This is a genomic window from Psychromicrobium xiongbiense, from assembly GCF_030271165.1.
Taxonomy (GTDB): domain Bacteria; phylum Actinomycetota; class Actinomycetes; order Actinomycetales; family Micrococcaceae; genus Renibacterium; species Renibacterium xiongbiense.
Genome location: NZ_JASSZH010000020.1, coordinates 119,260 through 134,747 on the forward strand (window position 1 = coordinate 119,260; position 15,488 = coordinate 134,747).

Consider the following 15,488-nt stretch of genomic DNA (forward strand, 5'->3'; position numbering starts at 1 on the left):
AGATAAGGCGGGCGGGCTGTGGCGATCTTCACTGACCCCATCAAGGATCACGCGGATTTTGGCCCGGGGGACGCCGAATGGCTGCATGTCCTGGTGGGCGACTGGCAGATGGTCGCAGATCTTGCTTTCGCCGATCTGGCGCTGTGGTTCAGGGAACCGGATGCGCAGTTCATTGCGCTGGCCCATGTGCGTCCGTCCACGACGCATACCGTGTTCCACCAGGACTTTGTCGGGGAGAAGTTGCGCAGCGATCTGGCCGATCTGGTCAACCGGGCCTGGGCGACCGGGCAGCCGCAGCGGATGGCGGAGGCGCGGTGGGATTCGGAGATGGCCGTCCGGGTGGATGCCTATCCCATGGTCCGCAACGGGCGGACGCTGGGCGTGGTGACCTCGCATATGGACGTCTCCTCCTCCCGACTGCCATCCCGGCTGGAGCTGACGTACCGGCAGAGCGCCCAGGACCTGCTCCGGATGGGCAGCCTGGCACTGTGGCCGGACTTCGCCTCGCCTACCGGGTCCCGGCGTGGTGCCCCGCGCGTGGGAGACGGCTTCATCCGCCTCGATGAAGAGGGCATTGTGGAATACGCGAGCCCTAATGGGGTTTCGGCCTTCCGGCGGCTGGGCGATGTCGAATCCCTGGAGGGGCGCTCGCTGGCCGAAATCACGGCCAGTCTGTTGCAGGGCCGTAAGGCCGTGGATGAGACGCTGCCGCTCGTGGTGACCGGGCGGATGCCCTGGCGGACCGAGGTGGAATCGCGCGGCGTGAGCCTGTCGCTGAGGGCCATTCCGCTCAAGGACCAGGACCGCCGTTTTGGCGCCATCGTGCTGTGCCGCGACGTGACGGAATTGCGCCGCAGGGAGCAGGAGCTGGTGACCAAGGATGCCACCATCCGGGAGATCCATCATCGGGTGAAGAACAATCTGCAGACCGTCGCCGCGCTGCTGCGCATGCAATCGCGAAGGATGCGTTCCGAGGAGGCGAAGCACGGGCTGGAGGAAGCCATGCGCCGGGTCGCTACGATTGCCCTGGTACACGAGACGCTGTCCCAGGGACTGACCCAGAACGTGGACTTTGATGAGGTGATCGGCCGTCAGTTCCGTCTGGCTGCCGAGGTCGCTTCACCGGAGCACCCCGTGCGCACCGAGCGGGAGGGGGAGTTCGGTGAGCTGGCCAGTGATCTGGCGACGCCGCTGGCTCTGGTGATCAATGAGCTCGTCACGAATGCTGTGGAGCACGGTCTGCAAAACCGCGCCGGAACCGTCTGGTTGAAGGCTGAGCGGGAAATGACTGCCGATGGCGAGATGCTCCGGCTCACGGTCTCCGATGACGGAGTGGGGCTCCCGGAGGGGCATGTCACTGAGGGCCTGGGTCTGCAGATTGTGCGGACGCTGGTGACCAGCGAACTGGGCGGTTCGATCGTCTGGCAGCCGCGTCCCGGTCGCGGAACGTCCGTCTGCGTCGAGTTGCCACTGTACTAGCGCGTCGGACGCTCCCACGCTTCGCAGGCTCAGCGCGGGACCCTGGCGGGGGCCCACAGCGGCGAGGGGCCTCGGATGAGCTTGCGAATCTGGGGAGCTGCTGGGGACTAGCTGGCGCGGCGGGCGCGAGCGGCGCGGCGCTTCAGGGCGCGGCGCTCGTCCTCACTCATCCCGCCCCAGACGCCGGCATCCTGACCGGTATCAATGGACCACTGCAGACAGGTATCGATGACTTCGCAGCGACGGCAGACGCTCTTGGCCTCTTCGATCTGAAGCAGCGCGGGACCGGTGTTGCCGACAGGGAAAAACAACTCTGGATCCTTGTCCAGGCACGCTGCTCGGCTACGCCAATCCATTGATATCACTGACTCCTTAACAGTCACACGACTAAGCTCACTCGGCCCAGCTTGTGAAAATATTCACGAGACAAGGCACAAAAAAAGGGCTGCATCCTTCCGTGGGCCGCCACAGCGGTGCCGGAGTCCCTACGGAGGGCAGACCCTTTGGTCATTGCATCAAGGTTTTCACGTTAACTGCGTGTAAACAAGGGGTAAAAGTGGTCAATCTGGCCCAGGTGGTGAGCGTTTCGTCACATTCCTGCCACGTGATTGGCCTGGAAGCGGGCCCTCGAGGCTGTGTGTCCCGGGCGCGTGGCTCCGCCCGTCGCTCTCGGGTAGGGTGCCATTGTGCCGCAACCTCTGTCTGCCCCGGATTCCGCCCGCCGCCCCTGGGGCGTGTGGGTGATCGCCGTCGTAGTCCTGGCTGAAGCGGCCTTGATGCTGGGGGCTGGCATCTATTTTCTGATTAATCTTTTCGTGTCCCAGGCAGGCTCGATGGCGGCCGCCGTGTTCCTGACCGTGATCTGTCTAGGACTGGGCGCAGGCCTGGTGGCGGTGGGAATGCAGGGCGCTCGCGGTTTCCGGTGGACCCGTGCAGCGACGCTGGTCTGGCAATTGATCATGCTGACCATCGCGGTTCCGCTTCTGATCGGTGGTCTCTGGATCGGCTGGCTGGGGCTGGCGGGGGCGCTTGCCGTACTCATTCTGCTGTTCACACCCGCAGTGGTGACGTTTACTGTGCGTCAGGGCGGCTCCGCTGCGTTGTAGGTGCTGTAGATTCAGCTGGCCCCGGTGCTTTAGGCTGCGGCGTGGAGCCGGGCCATACCGCGAGCGAAGCGGTCAAAACTGCGCTCGCTGACCGTGTCCGGGACGAACGTTGTGTGCCGGCCGTCCTGGCTGAGCGTGGCCAGACCCTCCTGACACTGCAGCGTCGGGCCCTGACCTGTGGAGTCGGGAGTCGTGGGACGGGTAGTGCCCTCGCCCACAGTCCAGCGAGCGCACGCTTCGCCTGCAACATGGTCCGGCCGCCAGATGTCCACCGCGTAGCCGTACGACGCCGGGATCAGTCGCACACTGGGCAGAAATCGGGCTGGGTCTGTCGGATCGGGGTTACGGAGCTCGACTCGGCATCCAGCAGAAACGAGCTGGCTCATCAGGGTCCGGAGTATGCCCCGGATCTGCTGCTCCTCGCCCGCCAGGTGGAGTCCGTCCAGCGAGGCCCAGGGGACGCCGACCGGGGTTTCCAGGTCCGGACTGCGGCCGAGCGTCACTGATTCCGGCCGTGAAACCCGGGGGAGCATCCCGCAGGCGACTGCGAGCACGCAGCCGGCGGCATCGTGCGCTGCGACCTGTGCCGGTAGCCCGGCTGGTGCTGCTTCCTCGATCAAAACTACTTCCAGGAGTTGCGGGGGTACCGCCAAGACGTCGCCCTCCACCAGGATGCGAAGTGCACCGATGCGAGGAATCAGGAAGAGGCCCGAGGGATCGGAGCGGAGATCGGCATGGTGCAGCGTCGAGACGCCGGAGAGGGGGATCGCCGCTGCCGGACCACCCAGACGGTGTAGGCCGAAGGGCAGCGGGTCGATTCGCCCTGCATCCGGACCCGAGCGGACCAGCAGTGCGGGGCCGATGTACGTCGGACGCACGGGCACAGGAACCGTGGACAACAGCGCGCCGTTAACGAGTGGGGGAACGCCTGCAAGGCAACTGGCGAGTGATCGGGAACCCACAAAATACGGGGTTGGCGCATGATGCCGGTCGAGGTAGAGCTGAAGGTCGGTACCGGGGAATTGCGCGGGCAGGTCAAGGCTGAGTTCCTGGACCTGAACCTCTGCACCCGGAAGTGGAGATGGCATGACCGTGATCTCCAGTCTCATGTGTTCTCCCGTCTTCTGGATGCTTCTTCCTGGTGGCTCGATCTTCGCACGACGTCCGGGCGTGACACAGCGGAGACCGAGCGCCCATCCGGTAGTCTGGAAGCGATTCTGGGCTACCAGTGTGCCCGTCGGAGAGTGACTGAACCGTGAGTGGGAGTTTTTGTGAACGCTGATCTTGTCGTTGTGGGGTCCGGATTTTTCGGCCTGACCATCGCGGAGCGTGCCGCCACCGAACTTGGCCTGAAAGTCGTCGTTCTGGACCGCCGCCACCATATCGGCGGAAATGCCTACAGCGAGACGGAGCCCGAGACCGGGATCGAGGTCCACCGCTACGGTGCGCACCTCTTCCACACCTCCAATGAGCGCGTCTGGGAGTATGTCAACCGCTTCACCACGTTCACCAATTACGTGCACAAGGTCTACGGGGTGCACAAGGGCGAGGTTTACTCTCTCCCCATCAACCTGGCGACCATCAACCAGTTCTTCCGGGCCAACCTGACGCCGGGTGAGGCGAAGGCTCTGATCCAGGAGCAGGCCGGCGAGCTCGCAGGCACGGATCCCCAGAACCTCAACGACAAGGGCATCCAGTTGATCGGCCGTCCTCTGTACGAGGCGTTCATCAAGCACTACACCGGCAAGCAGTGGCAGACGGATCCTAAGGACCTGCCGGCGAGCATCATCGCCCGCCTCCCGGTGCGCTACAACTACGACAACCGGTACTTCAACGACAAGTACGAGGGTCTGCCCACGAACGGTTACACCGCGTGGATCGAGAAAATGGCGGACCATCCCAACATCGAAGTTCGTCTGAACACCGATTTCTTCGATGACTCCCACGAATACTCCAAGTCCAAGGTCGTCGGGAAGATCCCCGTGGTCTACACCGGCCCGGTGGACCGTTACTTCGATTTCGTGGAAGGTGATCTGTCCTGGCGGACCATCGACTTCGAAGAGGAAGTCCTGCCGATGGGCGATTTCCAGGGCACCAGCGTCGTCAACTACAACGACGAGGATGTTAACTTCACCCGCATCATCGAGCCGCGCCATTTCCACCCGGAGCGGGGCTACCAGGAGGAGAAAACGGTCATCATGCGCGAGTTCTCGCGCTTCGCCGAGAAGGGCGACGAGCCCTACTACCCGATCAACACCTCCGAGGACCGGGAGAAGCTCCTCAAGTACCGCGATCTCGCCGCGGCCGAGGACATGGTCCTGTTCGGAGGCCGCCTGGGCACCTACAAGTACCTCGACATGCACATGGCGATTGGCTCGGCACTGAGCATGTATGACAACAAGATCAAGCCTCACTTCAGCGGTGGGGCCAAACTGGAAAGCGGTGGAGTCGACGCATGAGCGTCGTCGACGAAGGATGGGCTGTCCTCCAGCGGGTCATCCTGCCCACCGGCGGTCAGGTTGACACGATCCCGCTCTACGTCGATGCCGGCTCTCTCAATGGGGTACGGCTCCTCGAGGACGACACCTTTTACCGCTCGCCCAAGAAGCCCGAGGACAAGCTCCGCTTGCTGAGCTCGACCCCTCGGGAGGCTCATAGCGAGGACCTGCTGAGCCGGACGTCCTTGCGAGTCAAGGCAGGGGACCGGCTGTCGCTGGGAACCTACTTCAATGCGTTCCCAGCCAGTTACTGGCGTCGTTGGACCACGGTACGGGAGATCCGTTTGACGGTCACGACCCGTGGCGAAGGCGCGGTGCTGGTCTATAAGTCCAATGCGCGCGGCTCGCTGCAGCGTGTGGCCAGTGAAAGGGTCTCGGGAGAGGCTTCCACCACGTTCGCCCTGACCCTGAAGCCCTTCGGAGACGGTGGCTGGTACTGGTTTGACCTGGCTGCCGGGAACGAAGAGCTGATCCTCGAAGGCGCCGAGTGGACAACGCAGGATGCACCCCGCTCCTCAACCCCGAGCGAGGTCACCCTGGAGATCACGACGCTCAACAAGCCCGAGTACTGCCTCAACAACCTTCGTAGCCTGGCCGAGAACCTGGATGTACTCGACTCCATCAAGGAGTTCATCATTGTGGATCAGGGCAGCAACAAGGTGGCCGAGCAGTCTGACTTCGCCGCCATCGCTGAGCAATTCGGCGGACGCCTGCGGATCATCGACCAGACCAATCTGGGTGGCTCGGGCGGCTTTTCGCGTGGCATGTTCGAGGCCGTGGAGAACGGCAGCGACTATGCGCTGATCATGGATGACGACATCGTGATTGAGCCGGAGACGATCCGTCGACTTGTCACGTTTGCGGACTACTGCAGGAAACCCACCCTTGTGGGTGGGCACATGTTCGATCTCTACAACCGGACGGTGTTGCATACCTTCGGTGAAGTGGTCGACATGTACCGGGTTCAGCCCGCTCTTCCCCACGAAGAGATGGAGCTGCGCCACGAGTTTGGCGTCGTCAACCTCCGACAGACTTCCTGGATGCATCGTCGTGTCGACGTGGACTACAACGGTTGGTGGATGTGTCTTATCCCCACAGAAGTGATCCGGGAGATCGGGCTGGCGTTGCCGATCTTCATCAAATGGGACGATGCCGAGTACGGTCTTCGCGCCAAAGAAGCCGGTTTTGCCACGGTCTCGCTGCCCGGGGCAGCGGTGTGGCATGTTTCCTGGGCGGACAAAGATGACTTGGTGGGCTGGCAAGCGTATTTCCATGAGCGCAACCGCACCATTACCGCACTGCTTCACTCTCCCTTCCCGCAAGGCGGACGTGTGCCAAGAGAATCAGTGCAGCAGGACGTCAAGCACCTGATCTCCATGCAGTACTTCACTGAGCACGGGCGAATCATGGCCATGGAAGACTTGCTGGCTGGCCCCGAGGAACTGCATGGTCTGCTGGCAGAGCGTTTACCGCAGATCAACGCCCTGCGTGCACAGTATCCGGATGCCCAGGTCAAGGAAGACATTGACGAGTTTCCGCATCCCCGGATGTCCAGGGGCCCGCACCGGAGTGTTGCGGCAGGCATCCCCGCTAAAAAGGACCTGATTCCCTGGGCGCTCAAAACGGTGGTTCGCCAGTTGGTGCGCCAGCCAGAGGCCAGCAGCACTGAATATCCGCAGGCAGTGCTGGCTCACCGTGATAACCGATGGTGGCGAACAGCCGGGTACGACAGCATCGTGGTGACGAATGCAGAAGGCACCGGTGCTTCCTGGTATCAGCGTGATCCCGCGAAGCTACGGGAGATGCTGGCCAAGTCTGCTCGCCTGCACCTGCGCATCCGTAAGGAATGGGATCAGCTCGTCGCGAGGTACCGCGAGGCAGCCCCCCGGATATCCTCTGTCGACGCCTGGCGATCGACTTTTGCCGAGCACACCCAGGCCGATACCCGGGACACTTTGTGAGCCAGAACGACATAGCCATGACGTTTCCCGGGCGGGGTAAGGGTCTGCGGGATGTCTACAAGAACAGGTTTCTGCTGAACCTTCTGGTTCGCAAGGAAATCAAAGTCAGGTACCGAGGCTCTGTCCTGGGCATCGTCTGGTCTTATATGCGGCCATTGACGCAATTTCTGGTGTTCTATGTGGCACTGGGTCTTTTTCTGGGTGTTCAGGGATCCACACCTAATTTCCCGATCTACCTGTTTTCCGGAATCGTGCTGGTCAACTTCTTCACTGAAGCATTGGGAAATGCCACCCGCTCCATCGTGGACAACCGTGACCTGATTCGGAAAATCTATCTGCCGCGCGAGTTGTTCCCGGTTGCCAACGTCTGGGTCTCTGCGGTCCACTTTTTCCCGCAGCTGCTGATTCTGGTGGTGGTGTGCCTTCTCACGGGTTGGCATCCTTCCCTGGTGCAGATCCTTCTGGTCATCCTGGCCTTCGCCATGGTGGCGGTCCTGGCGATTGGTCTGGGCCTGTTTTTCGGGGCAGTGAATGTCTATTTCCGTGATTCGGAGAACCTGGTGGACCTGATGATCATGATGATCACCTGGCTGTCCCCGGTGTTGTACCTCTGGAGCCAGGTGGAGCATGTGCTGGGAGGAGCGTTCTGGATCTATCAGCTGAATCCCATGACGGTCGCAGTGGAGATTTTCCATCGCGGATTCTGGGGTGCGACACTCAGCGACAGCCAGGCCGGTATGCCTTCTGCCGCAGCCATTCCCGGCCTGGAAACCTTCTGGTTGCCTGTGGCACTCGGTGTGACCGTTTTGGTTCTGTTGATTGGGCAGGCGACCTTTGCCAAGCTCTCCAAGAGATTCGCGCAGGAACTCTGATGACAGAGCCTATTTCAGTCAATGAGACCACCGCGATCATCGTCGAGAACATTGTCAAGGAGTTCATTCTCCGCCACACGCGCTCCCTCAAGGAGGCCGTGGTCTGGCTGCTACGCGGCCGCAAGGGAGATATTTCCAAGCGATTCAAGGCCTTGGACAGTGTCTCGCTGCATGTTGCGCAAGGCGAGACGGTCGCGCTTCTGGGCCTCAACGGCTCGGGGAAGTCCACGCTGCTGAAGCTGATCTCCGGTGTGCTCCAGCCCGACGGCGGTTCGGTACGGACCCGGGGTAGGGTAGCCGGACTCATTGAGGTGGGCGCAGGTTTCCACCACGATCTCAGCGGGCGGGACAATGTCTACCTGAACGGGGCCATCCTGGGCATGTCCCGGGCGGAAATCGATGAACGGTTCGATTCCATTGTGGAGTTCTCCGAGATCGGCGAGTTCATCGATACCGAGGTGAAGTTCTACTCCTCGGGAATGTATCTGCGGCTGGCCTTTTCCATCGCGGTGCATACGGATCCCGAGATCTTCCTGATTGACGAGATTCTTGCGGTGGGGGACGAGCCCTTCCAGCGCAAGTGCATCCAGAAGATCAAGGAACTGGCCGCGCGGGGAAAGACCCTGTTTGTGGTGAGTCACGATCTGGACCTGGTTGCCACCGTCTGTGAGCGTGGTGTTTTGTTGGAGCGCGGCAAGATCGTCATGGACGGGGAGGTTCACGATGTGGTGGCGGAGCTCCGGAAACGCTCCGCAGAACGTGATGATTAAGTCCGGGCGTGGAGCGATTGGTTTAATCACCGGAAGGTGAGAGCAGGGTATGGCGGAGTGGTTTTGGGCCGCGTGGGGCCTGGTATTGGCGCTTGCGGTTTTTCTGGTGCCTGGTCTCGTCTTAGGGTGGGTCCTCAAGCTTCGTGGCTTGCAACTTCTTGCACTTGCGCCAGGTCTGTCAGTGTCCTTGATCTCGCTTGCGGCCATCCTGTCAGGGTTCCTGGGGTGGCAATGGTCGATTCTTCCGGTACTGGGAGCGACTGCCGCCGCGGGGGTGTGCTGTGCGTTGATCCTCCGGTTCTTTCGAGCGATGGTACCGGTCTCTGGGACGGTGGCCCACGGGCCAAACCGCAGGTGGGCGACGTTGGCCGGAGTTCTCCTCGGCACTGTGTTGATGGCCATTCAGTTTGTCAGAGCGGTCGGCGCGCCCGGCGCCATCTCTCAGACCTTTGACAACATCTTCCACCTCAACGCCGTTCGATACATCTGGGACACCAACCAGGCATCCTCGTTCACCCTTGGGTCCATGACCGGTGAGCGTTTTTACCCGGCGGCCTGGCACGATGTGGTTTCCCTGGTGGGGCAACTTGGTCACCTGACGATCCCGGTGGCAGTGAACGTCAGCAATCTGGTGATCTGCAGTGTGATCTGGGTGTCGGGATGCATGCTGTTCAGCAGGTTGCTTCTCCCGCGCAATCTTGGTTCTTCCCTAGTCGTAGGAGTATTCAGCGCTGGATTTGGAACGTTTCCGCTCATGATGATCGACTTTGGCGTACTGTATCCAACACTTCTTGCCTATGCGCTGGTTCCAGCCACCTTATGGGCTGGCATGCGTGCCATAGGATGTGGCGATTCCACCGTTTCGGTGCCCCTTGCCAGATTCCTTCTACTACTGCTGATCCCCGGGCTCGGGCTTGCCCATCCCACCGGATTTTTGGTGGTTCTTGCGCTCCTTTCTCCCGTTGCGCTCTTTCGTATCGTGGCCGGCTGGCGGGAGTTCTGGGCGACCTGGAGTATTTCCAGCGGGTTGCACTGGGCACGTGCTGTGGTGGTGGTGATGGGCATCATCGGCATGATCCTGATCTGGACCTTGCTCCGTCCACCTGCTGAAGCAGCCTTCTGGCCTCCCATTCATTCCCTACTGGGTGCCGCTGCAGTGTTGGCCAGCGGTGCACTGATGGGCCTGCCACCCAATCTGCTGGGAGCAGCTGCGATTCTTCTGGGATTGTTCACCCTGTGGCGGCGCAGGAGCCTCTGGTGGCTCCTTGGCCAATTGGTGGTTGCTGTGGGACTTTTCGTTGTTGTGTCGTCCTTTCAGCAGGGGAGAGTTCGTGACATCATCACTGGCCCCTGGTACAACGACAGCTATCGGCTGGCTGCGCTGTTGCCGATCATCTTGGTGCCAGTGGCTTCCGCTGGTGTCTACTGGACTGCGAGTTGGATCCTTGCCAGCCCCAGGGCGAAGGCGTTTGTGGCCGGCCTACGTCTGGTGCCATCGCGTAAGATCGCGACCGCCGTGGTCCTGACGGCCTTGGGCGTGGCGGCAAGCCAACTGGGCAGTGTGAACGCCGAAGTACTGAAGGCGTCGAAGAATTATGCGCTGAGTGCGAGTTCCCCGCTGCTCACGACGGATGAGGTGGCGGTCCTGCAGCAGGTTGATTCCTTAGTGCCATCCAGCGCTGTCGTGGCTGGAAACCCGGGTAACGGCAGCTCCCTGGTTTTTGCCATCGCCAACAGGAAACCGTTGCAGTATCACATCCTGGCAGTTCCGCCTACGGCAGATGTACGGCTGATTCTGGATCATCTCGCTGATGCCGGTAGCAACCCAGAGGTGTGCAATGCGGTCCGCAGGCTGGGCGTCACCTATGTGCTGGATTTCGGGGCTCAGGAGGTCAATAACGGTTCGCATCCGACTCCGGGCTTGCGCGGCTTGGTTGCTGCCGGGGTAGCACGTAGCGAATTTCAGCAGGGGAGCGCAAGCCTTCTCAAACTGACTGCGTGCGGCTAGCCGGCCCGGTCTCTAAGCGTATTCAACGGCACTCCGTTGTCCCATGACGTTGAGCAACCCCGCGCCTGGTGCGCTAATCTGAGCGTACGCTGAATGTCCGGGTGGCCGCTATGGGCTGCCATTTTTGAGAAATGAACTGTTGTGAGTCCTGATGCTGGCCGGAAGACCATTTCCTATGTCTTCCCCATCTACAATGAGTCCGGAAACATCCCCACGCTCTATGAGACGATTTCGCGGACTCTTTCAGAGGTTCCTTATGATGCCGAGATCATCTTCATCAATGATGGCAGCACTGACAGCTCGCTGGAGTTGCTGTCTGCCCTGCAGGTGAGAGATTCGCGCATCCTGGTCGTCGACTTCCCTCGCAACTACGGCCATCAAGTCGCCGTGACAGCAGGACTCGATATCGCAAGTGGGGACGCTGTCGTCATCATGGACAGTGACCTCCAGGATCCGCCCGCTGTCAGTCTGCAGCTGATCTCGCAGTGGGAGGCTGGCTTTGACGTCGTCTATGCTCAGCGGCGCACCCGCAAGGACTCGGCTTTCAAAAGATTCACTGCCTGGGCCTTCTATTTGCTCCTGAAGCGGATCGCATCCATTGACATACCTCCTAACACTGGTGACTTTCGTTTGCTTGACCGGGCCGTGGTCGATGAGATCAAGAGGTATCGAGAACACGACCGGTTCATTCGGGGGATGGTCAGTTACGTCGGGTTCAGACAAACGGCGGTCTTGTTCGATCGTGATGCGCGCCTCGCCGGCCAGACAGGCTATCCACTTCGAAAAATGCTTAAGCTGGCGGCGGATGGAATCTTTGGGTTCTCCACTTTTCCTCTGACTCTCATCTCAAGAGTGGGCATATTCACCGCACTGCTGAGCATTCTGGGTGTGCTATACGCGTTGTTCATGAAAATCTTCGTACCGGCGGCAGTGGTCGAGGGCTGGACGTTCATCGTCATTTCGGTCCTCTTTGTGGGGGGTCTCCAACTGATGATGCTGGGGATCCTTGGAGGATACATCGGGAGGATCTACACCGAGGTGCAGAACCGCCCGCTCTACGCGGTCCGCGCTGTATATGGCAGTCGACGGCGGCAACCGACGTTGGAGAGCGCGGTTGCGGAGCGGAAAATCTCGGATGAGTAAGTCGCTCAGGAGCCTGGCTTCTTCGGGCTGGAAGTTTATCGTCGTCGGTGTTCTCAATAATGTGGTCGGGTATTCAATCTTCGCCCTTCTCTCGCTGCTGGCGGTTGCGGCCGTCCCGGCGATGGTTTTCAGTTATGTTGTGGGGATGATCATCAGTTTCTTCGGGAATCGTTCCTTCACGTTTCGACATCAGGGTGGTCAGAAGAGAGCAATCCTCAGATTCCTGGTGGTCAACCTCGGCGGGATGACGCTTAATGCTGTCATCCTCTGGATATTTGTCGATGTCATGCATTACCCGCAGTTGTTGGTGCAGATCGGTGCGATTGGTTGTGTTGCCATTCTGACTTTCACGTTGATGAGAATGTGGGTATTTCAGCACGATGCCGAGCAGGCGGAGATTCCCCATGCATGACCTGAAGCGGTGGAGTGGAGCCTTCTCGGAGAAGCCCTCAGCCCCACGGAGCAGTACAACGTACGGGAAGCGCTGGTTGTGGTTGGCGTACGGAGTGGCGGTGGCGGTGCTCGCTGCGTGGATCGCCCCCTCGATAGTTCCCTCAAGGATCTTTCAGGTGATCGTCGCCCTGGTGTCATTCATCATTGTTGCGGGTCTGCCGACGAACATTCAGGTCTGTCGTGAACTCGTAAGAAGGGTCCGGGGGTGGCGAACCGAGCCCATTCGGCACCACCGTCTTACCGCAGCTCCAGGCCTTATTTTTTGTGGGATATTGGCATTTATTCTGCTGGGCGTGTTCTTCTGGCCAGTGAAAGAAATCGCTAACTATAACTATGCCTTGAACGTCCTGGGCGCCATCGTTGCACTGTTGGTGCTGCCTCCGCTGTATTGCTGGTGTCAGGCGGCGGGGGAATGGCTGGCGAGTCGGCGGCGCTGGGTTCGACCAGTCTTTTTGTGCGTAACGTTGGTCATCGCCTTCGTTGTGCAGCTTCGGGTCGGTCTCGCGATGCAGGTTGCCCCGGGATGGGACGCGAGCGCGATTGAGGAGAGCGCGTTCGGCGTCGCCGATGGCAGCATGAGGACGATTTATGATTTTTTCCCTCTGTACCCGAACAATCTGATGCTGATCGTTGCGCTCACTCGATACTCGCAAACGATGTTGGCGTGGGGAATCGGTCCCGATGGCCTGCTGTATTCGGCTGTTGTTCTCAATTGTGTTGTTCTGACGGCTACAGTCCTCCTGGTCTATTTGTGTGCTCGACGGATTCTTCACGAAGGTGCGGCCGTCTTCACTCTCATTCCTGCCGTTGTATTCATCGTCTTCTCTCCTTATATTCCTGTCGTTTACTCGGACACGCTGGGAATTATTTTCCCCGTGCTGCTGCTGTACCTCCATCTCACAGCGCTTCGGGTCACGCATTGGTATTGGAAGGTCCTGCTCTGGATTGCGATTGGTGCTGTGACTGCGGTCGGATTCAATCTCAAGCCGACCGCAGCTTTTGCTGGTGTCGCCATCCTCGGTGTGTACGTGCTTCAGTATCTGCTGGGCAGAACAACGCAACGTCGTCAGAAATTGAAGGTAGTAGTCGTTGTTCTGGTGACGACGATGGTTGGATTTGTCGGTATGAACGCTGCAGTCTGGGCCGACATCAGGTCGCAGTCCTACATCGGGTTCAATGTTGCCGAAAATACCCGGGCCGTGCCGTGGACTCATTTTCTGGCGATGGGTGCCACCGGGATGGGCGCATTCACCCAGTCGGATGTTAATGCGACGATTGCCATCTCCGATCCCGCAGTAAGGTTTCAGCACGGTCTGGACCTTTACGGTCAGCGGGTGGTGCAGATGGGTTTTCCCGGGTACCTCCAGTTTCTCGATGGAAAAGCTGTCTGGACCTTTGGAGACGGCAGCTTCCACGCCTGGGGTGAAGGAACTCTCCTGGCGCAAAAGGATCCTTTCCCGGTGCGGGATCCATTGAGCAGCGATATTCAGAGCTATCTGTGGGGGAATGGAGACAACTACGCTGTGACGACGGGTATTTGGCAGTCCTGCTGGCTGGCCATGCTCATTCTGGTAGCTGTGCCCTTGCGGGTGCGCACTCCGCGGCTTCTCACCTCACCGGCTGCCATCATGCGGTGGTCGCTGCTTGCGTTGACACTGTTTCTGCTGTTCTTTGAGACGCGTTCCCGGTATTTGTATCTGTACGTACCATATTTCATTCTGCTGGCCACTCTGACGCTGGATGCGCTCAGGCCGAAGCAGGGCTCAGGGCACAGGGCGGGATTGAAACCTACTGCAGATACGTCTCGGGGCCAGGCTGTAGCGAATTGATTCGTTGCCGCGCGAGCGTGAGTTCTCGAGACGGTTCGCCGGTGAGATGCCGTCGGTCGCGATGGCATCTCACTATCCAGGCGCCGATGCCACCGTGAAGTACTGCTCCAGGGTCGGGACGCTCCACTTGTGCATGTTGGTCGCCACTTCCGTGCCGACGTAACGAAGATGCCAGGGTTCGTAGGAGTAACCCGTCACGCCAGGGTGCCATCTGGATACCTGACGACGAAGCCATACTTCCAGGCGTTGTCCGCGGCGAATGTGCCCGCTGGCGTGTACCTGAAGCAGGACTGGAGGCCGCAGGCTCCGTTAGGGTTTCCGATGTCCACGGCCAGTCCTGACTGGTGTTCGCTGAAGCCAGGTCGGGCCGAGATGCTGTCAGCGGTCGACTGGCCGTACTGTGCGACATAGGACCAGTAGAGGGAGTATTGGTCCCCGTAGGATCGGTATCCGCTGACGGCGGTGATGGTGATGCCTCCGCCCGCAGCGTCGGTGATCATTTTTTGCAGGGAGTTGGCTGCGTCCGCCCGGAGCTGCTGTGAACCGATGCCGACCAGTGACTGTGGTGCGTAGGACAGCGGGCTGAGTGGTTTCTGCTTATTGACCAAGATCAGTGGGTTCCAATCCCAGAGCGAATACGACATGGGTGCTGTTGGATTCCAGGTAATGCGACCGCCCCAAAAGTCCTGCACACAGGGTCCGTTGCACGTCTCACCTGTGATCGGGTACCCGAAGGGGCCGTTCTCCCAACCGAAGGACGCCCAATATGAGCCGATGGCACCCCAGACGGGATTTGCTGCAGTGTTGGGCGACCAGTAAAGTTTGCTTCCGCTGAATGCCTGGAGGCACCCCTCCCCGTAGGGAGCACCGTTGGTCTGCCGTGGGGTACCCGAGTCTTCCATACTCCCAGGACAGGCTGGCCCAGCGCTGAAGGAAGGCGCCGAGGACGGGATGTGCCCCGTAGATTGGGCTCCAATAGACTGTCCTGCCGCTGAAATCTTGGACACATCCCCCATCAACCCGACCGCATCGTTCGGGTGAGACCGGATAACCCAACCGGCCGCCTTCCCAACCATAGGAACCCCAGGCGTTACGGATAGAGCCCCACACCTGGACGGCACCATAGGCCGGCGTCCAGTAGACAGTCCCGTTCTGGAAGTCCTGTACGCATCCACCTGCCACTCGCCCGCATCGCTCCTCTTCCAGTGGGTATCCGAGGCGCCCTGCTTCCGAGCCCAGCTGGGACCAGCGCATGCCGATTGCGCCCCACAGTGCATGGGCAGAGCTCGCCGCCGACCAGTACATAGCGCCGCCCTGGAAATGTGGCTCATCGCAATCCGGAGTGTAGGTGGGGTCTGAATCCTCCGGC

General features: G+C 60.2%; 14 protein-coding genes and 2 pseudogenes. 10 read left to right on the top strand and 6 right to left on the bottom strand.

The window, feature by feature from the left end; translation table 11 throughout:
• Positions 1–18: 18 nt before the first annotated feature.
• A complete protein-coding gene (locus QQM37_RS07880) occupies positions 19–1,479 on the top strand; it encodes a sensor histidine kinase (RefSeq protein ID WP_285726288.1) in 1,461 nt (486 codons plus the stop codon).
• A 107-nt stretch (positions 1,480–1,586) separates the two neighbouring features.
• On the opposite strand, the gene QQM37_RS07885 is transcribed toward QQM37_RS07880, so the two are convergent.
• Positions 1,587–1,835 carry a WhiB family transcriptional regulator gene (locus QQM37_RS07885; protein WP_285726290.1) on the bottom strand — a complete coding sequence of 83 codons (249 nt, stop codon included), beginning with the start codon at positions 1,833–1,835 and terminating at the stop codon, positions 1,587–1,589.
• Positions 1,836–2,165: 330 nt separating this feature from the next.
• Between QQM37_RS07885 and QQM37_RS07890 the strand changes: the two genes are divergently transcribed.
• Complete coding sequence (locus QQM37_RS07890) at positions 2,166–2,585, top strand: hypothetical protein (protein ID WP_285726292.1); 420 nt, start codon at positions 2,166–2,168, stop codon at positions 2,583–2,585.
• Positions 2,586–2,614: 29 nt separating this feature from the next.
• Here the strand turns inward: QQM37_RS07890 and QQM37_RS07895 are convergent, their stop codons facing one another.
• Positions 2,615–3,673 (bottom strand): hypothetical protein, encoded by a 1,059-nt coding sequence (locus tag QQM37_RS07895; RefSeq protein ID WP_285726294.1) that lies wholly within the window; start codon positions 3,671–3,673, stop codon positions 2,615–2,617.
• A gap of 183 nt (positions 3,674–3,856) precedes the next feature.
• Between QQM37_RS07895 and glf the strand changes: the two genes are divergently transcribed.
• The 8 genes from glf (at position 3,857) to QQM37_RS07935 (ending at position 14,119) form a co-directional block, all read left to right on the top strand.
• A complete protein-coding gene (gene glf, locus QQM37_RS07900) occupies positions 3,857–5,044 on the top strand; it encodes a UDP-galactopyranose mutase (RefSeq protein WP_285726296.1) in 1,188 nt (395 codons plus the stop codon).
• Positions 5,041–7,044, top strand: coding sequence for a glycosyltransferase (locus tag QQM37_RS07905; RefSeq protein WP_285726298.1), 2,004 nt, complete (start codon positions 5,041–5,043; stop codon positions 7,042–7,044). Before glf ends, QQM37_RS07905 begins: the two co-directional genes overlap by 4 nt.
• A gap of 17 nt (positions 7,045–7,061) precedes the next feature.
• The gene (locus QQM37_RS07910) at positions 7,062–7,916 is read left to right on the top strand and encodes an ABC transporter permease (protein ID WP_285726316.1); all 855 of its coding nucleotides are present in this window, start codon (positions 7,062–7,064) and stop codon (positions 7,914–7,916) included.
• On the top strand, positions 7,916–8,686 hold the full coding sequence (locus tag QQM37_RS07915; protein ID WP_285726300.1) for an ABC transporter ATP-binding protein: 771 nt from the start codon (positions 7,916–7,918) through the stop codon (positions 8,684–8,686). Before QQM37_RS07910 ends, QQM37_RS07915 begins: the two co-directional genes overlap by 1 nt.
• 49 nt (positions 8,687–8,735) lie before the next feature.
• Positions 8,736–10,694, top strand: coding sequence for a DUF6541 family protein (locus QQM37_RS07920; RefSeq protein WP_337250245.1), 1,959 nt, complete (start codon positions 8,736–8,738; stop codon positions 10,692–10,694).
• A 141-nt stretch (positions 10,695–10,835) separates the two neighbouring features.
• Positions 10,836–11,837: a glycosyltransferase family 2 protein gene (locus QQM37_RS07925; RefSeq protein WP_285726304.1), complete on the top strand. Its 1,002-nt coding sequence runs from the start codon at positions 10,836–10,838 to the stop codon at positions 11,835–11,837.
• On the top strand, positions 11,830–12,249 hold the full coding sequence (locus tag QQM37_RS07930) for a GtrA family protein (RefSeq protein WP_285726306.1): 420 nt from the start codon (positions 11,830–11,832) through the stop codon (positions 12,247–12,249). The genes QQM37_RS07925 and QQM37_RS07930 overlap by 8 nt, the downstream gene beginning before the upstream one ends.
• Before the next feature lie 157 nt (positions 12,250–12,406).
• Entirely contained in the window at positions 12,407–14,119 is a 1,713-nt protein-coding gene (locus QQM37_RS07935; RefSeq protein WP_285726308.1) for a glycosyltransferase family 39 protein, read from the top strand.
• A 72-nt stretch (positions 14,120–14,191) separates the two neighbouring features.
• Here the strand turns inward: QQM37_RS07935 and QQM37_RS07940 are convergent, their stop codons facing one another.
• From QQM37_RS07940 to QQM37_RS14525, 4 genes and pseudogenes are all read right to left on the bottom strand, one after another.
• Positions 14,192–14,317 carry a hypothetical protein gene (locus QQM37_RS07940; RefSeq protein ID WP_285726310.1) on the bottom strand — a complete coding sequence of 42 codons (126 nt, stop codon included), beginning with the start codon at positions 14,315–14,317 and terminating at the stop codon, positions 14,192–14,194.
• Positions 14,314–14,763: a M15 family metallopeptidase gene (locus tag QQM37_RS07945; protein ID WP_285726312.1), complete on the bottom strand. Its 450-nt coding sequence runs from the start codon at positions 14,761–14,763 to the stop codon at positions 14,314–14,316. Before QQM37_RS07945 ends, QQM37_RS07940 begins: the two co-directional genes overlap by 4 nt.
• Before the next feature lie 105 nt (positions 14,764–14,868).
• Positions 14,869–15,135: pseudogene (locus QQM37_RS14520) on the bottom strand (hypothetical protein); the annotation flags it as partial.
• Positions 15,029–15,488, bottom strand: a pseudogene (locus QQM37_RS14525) (LGFP repeat-containing protein); the annotation flags it as partial. The pseudogenes QQM37_RS14525 and QQM37_RS14520, both read right to left, overlap by 107 nt.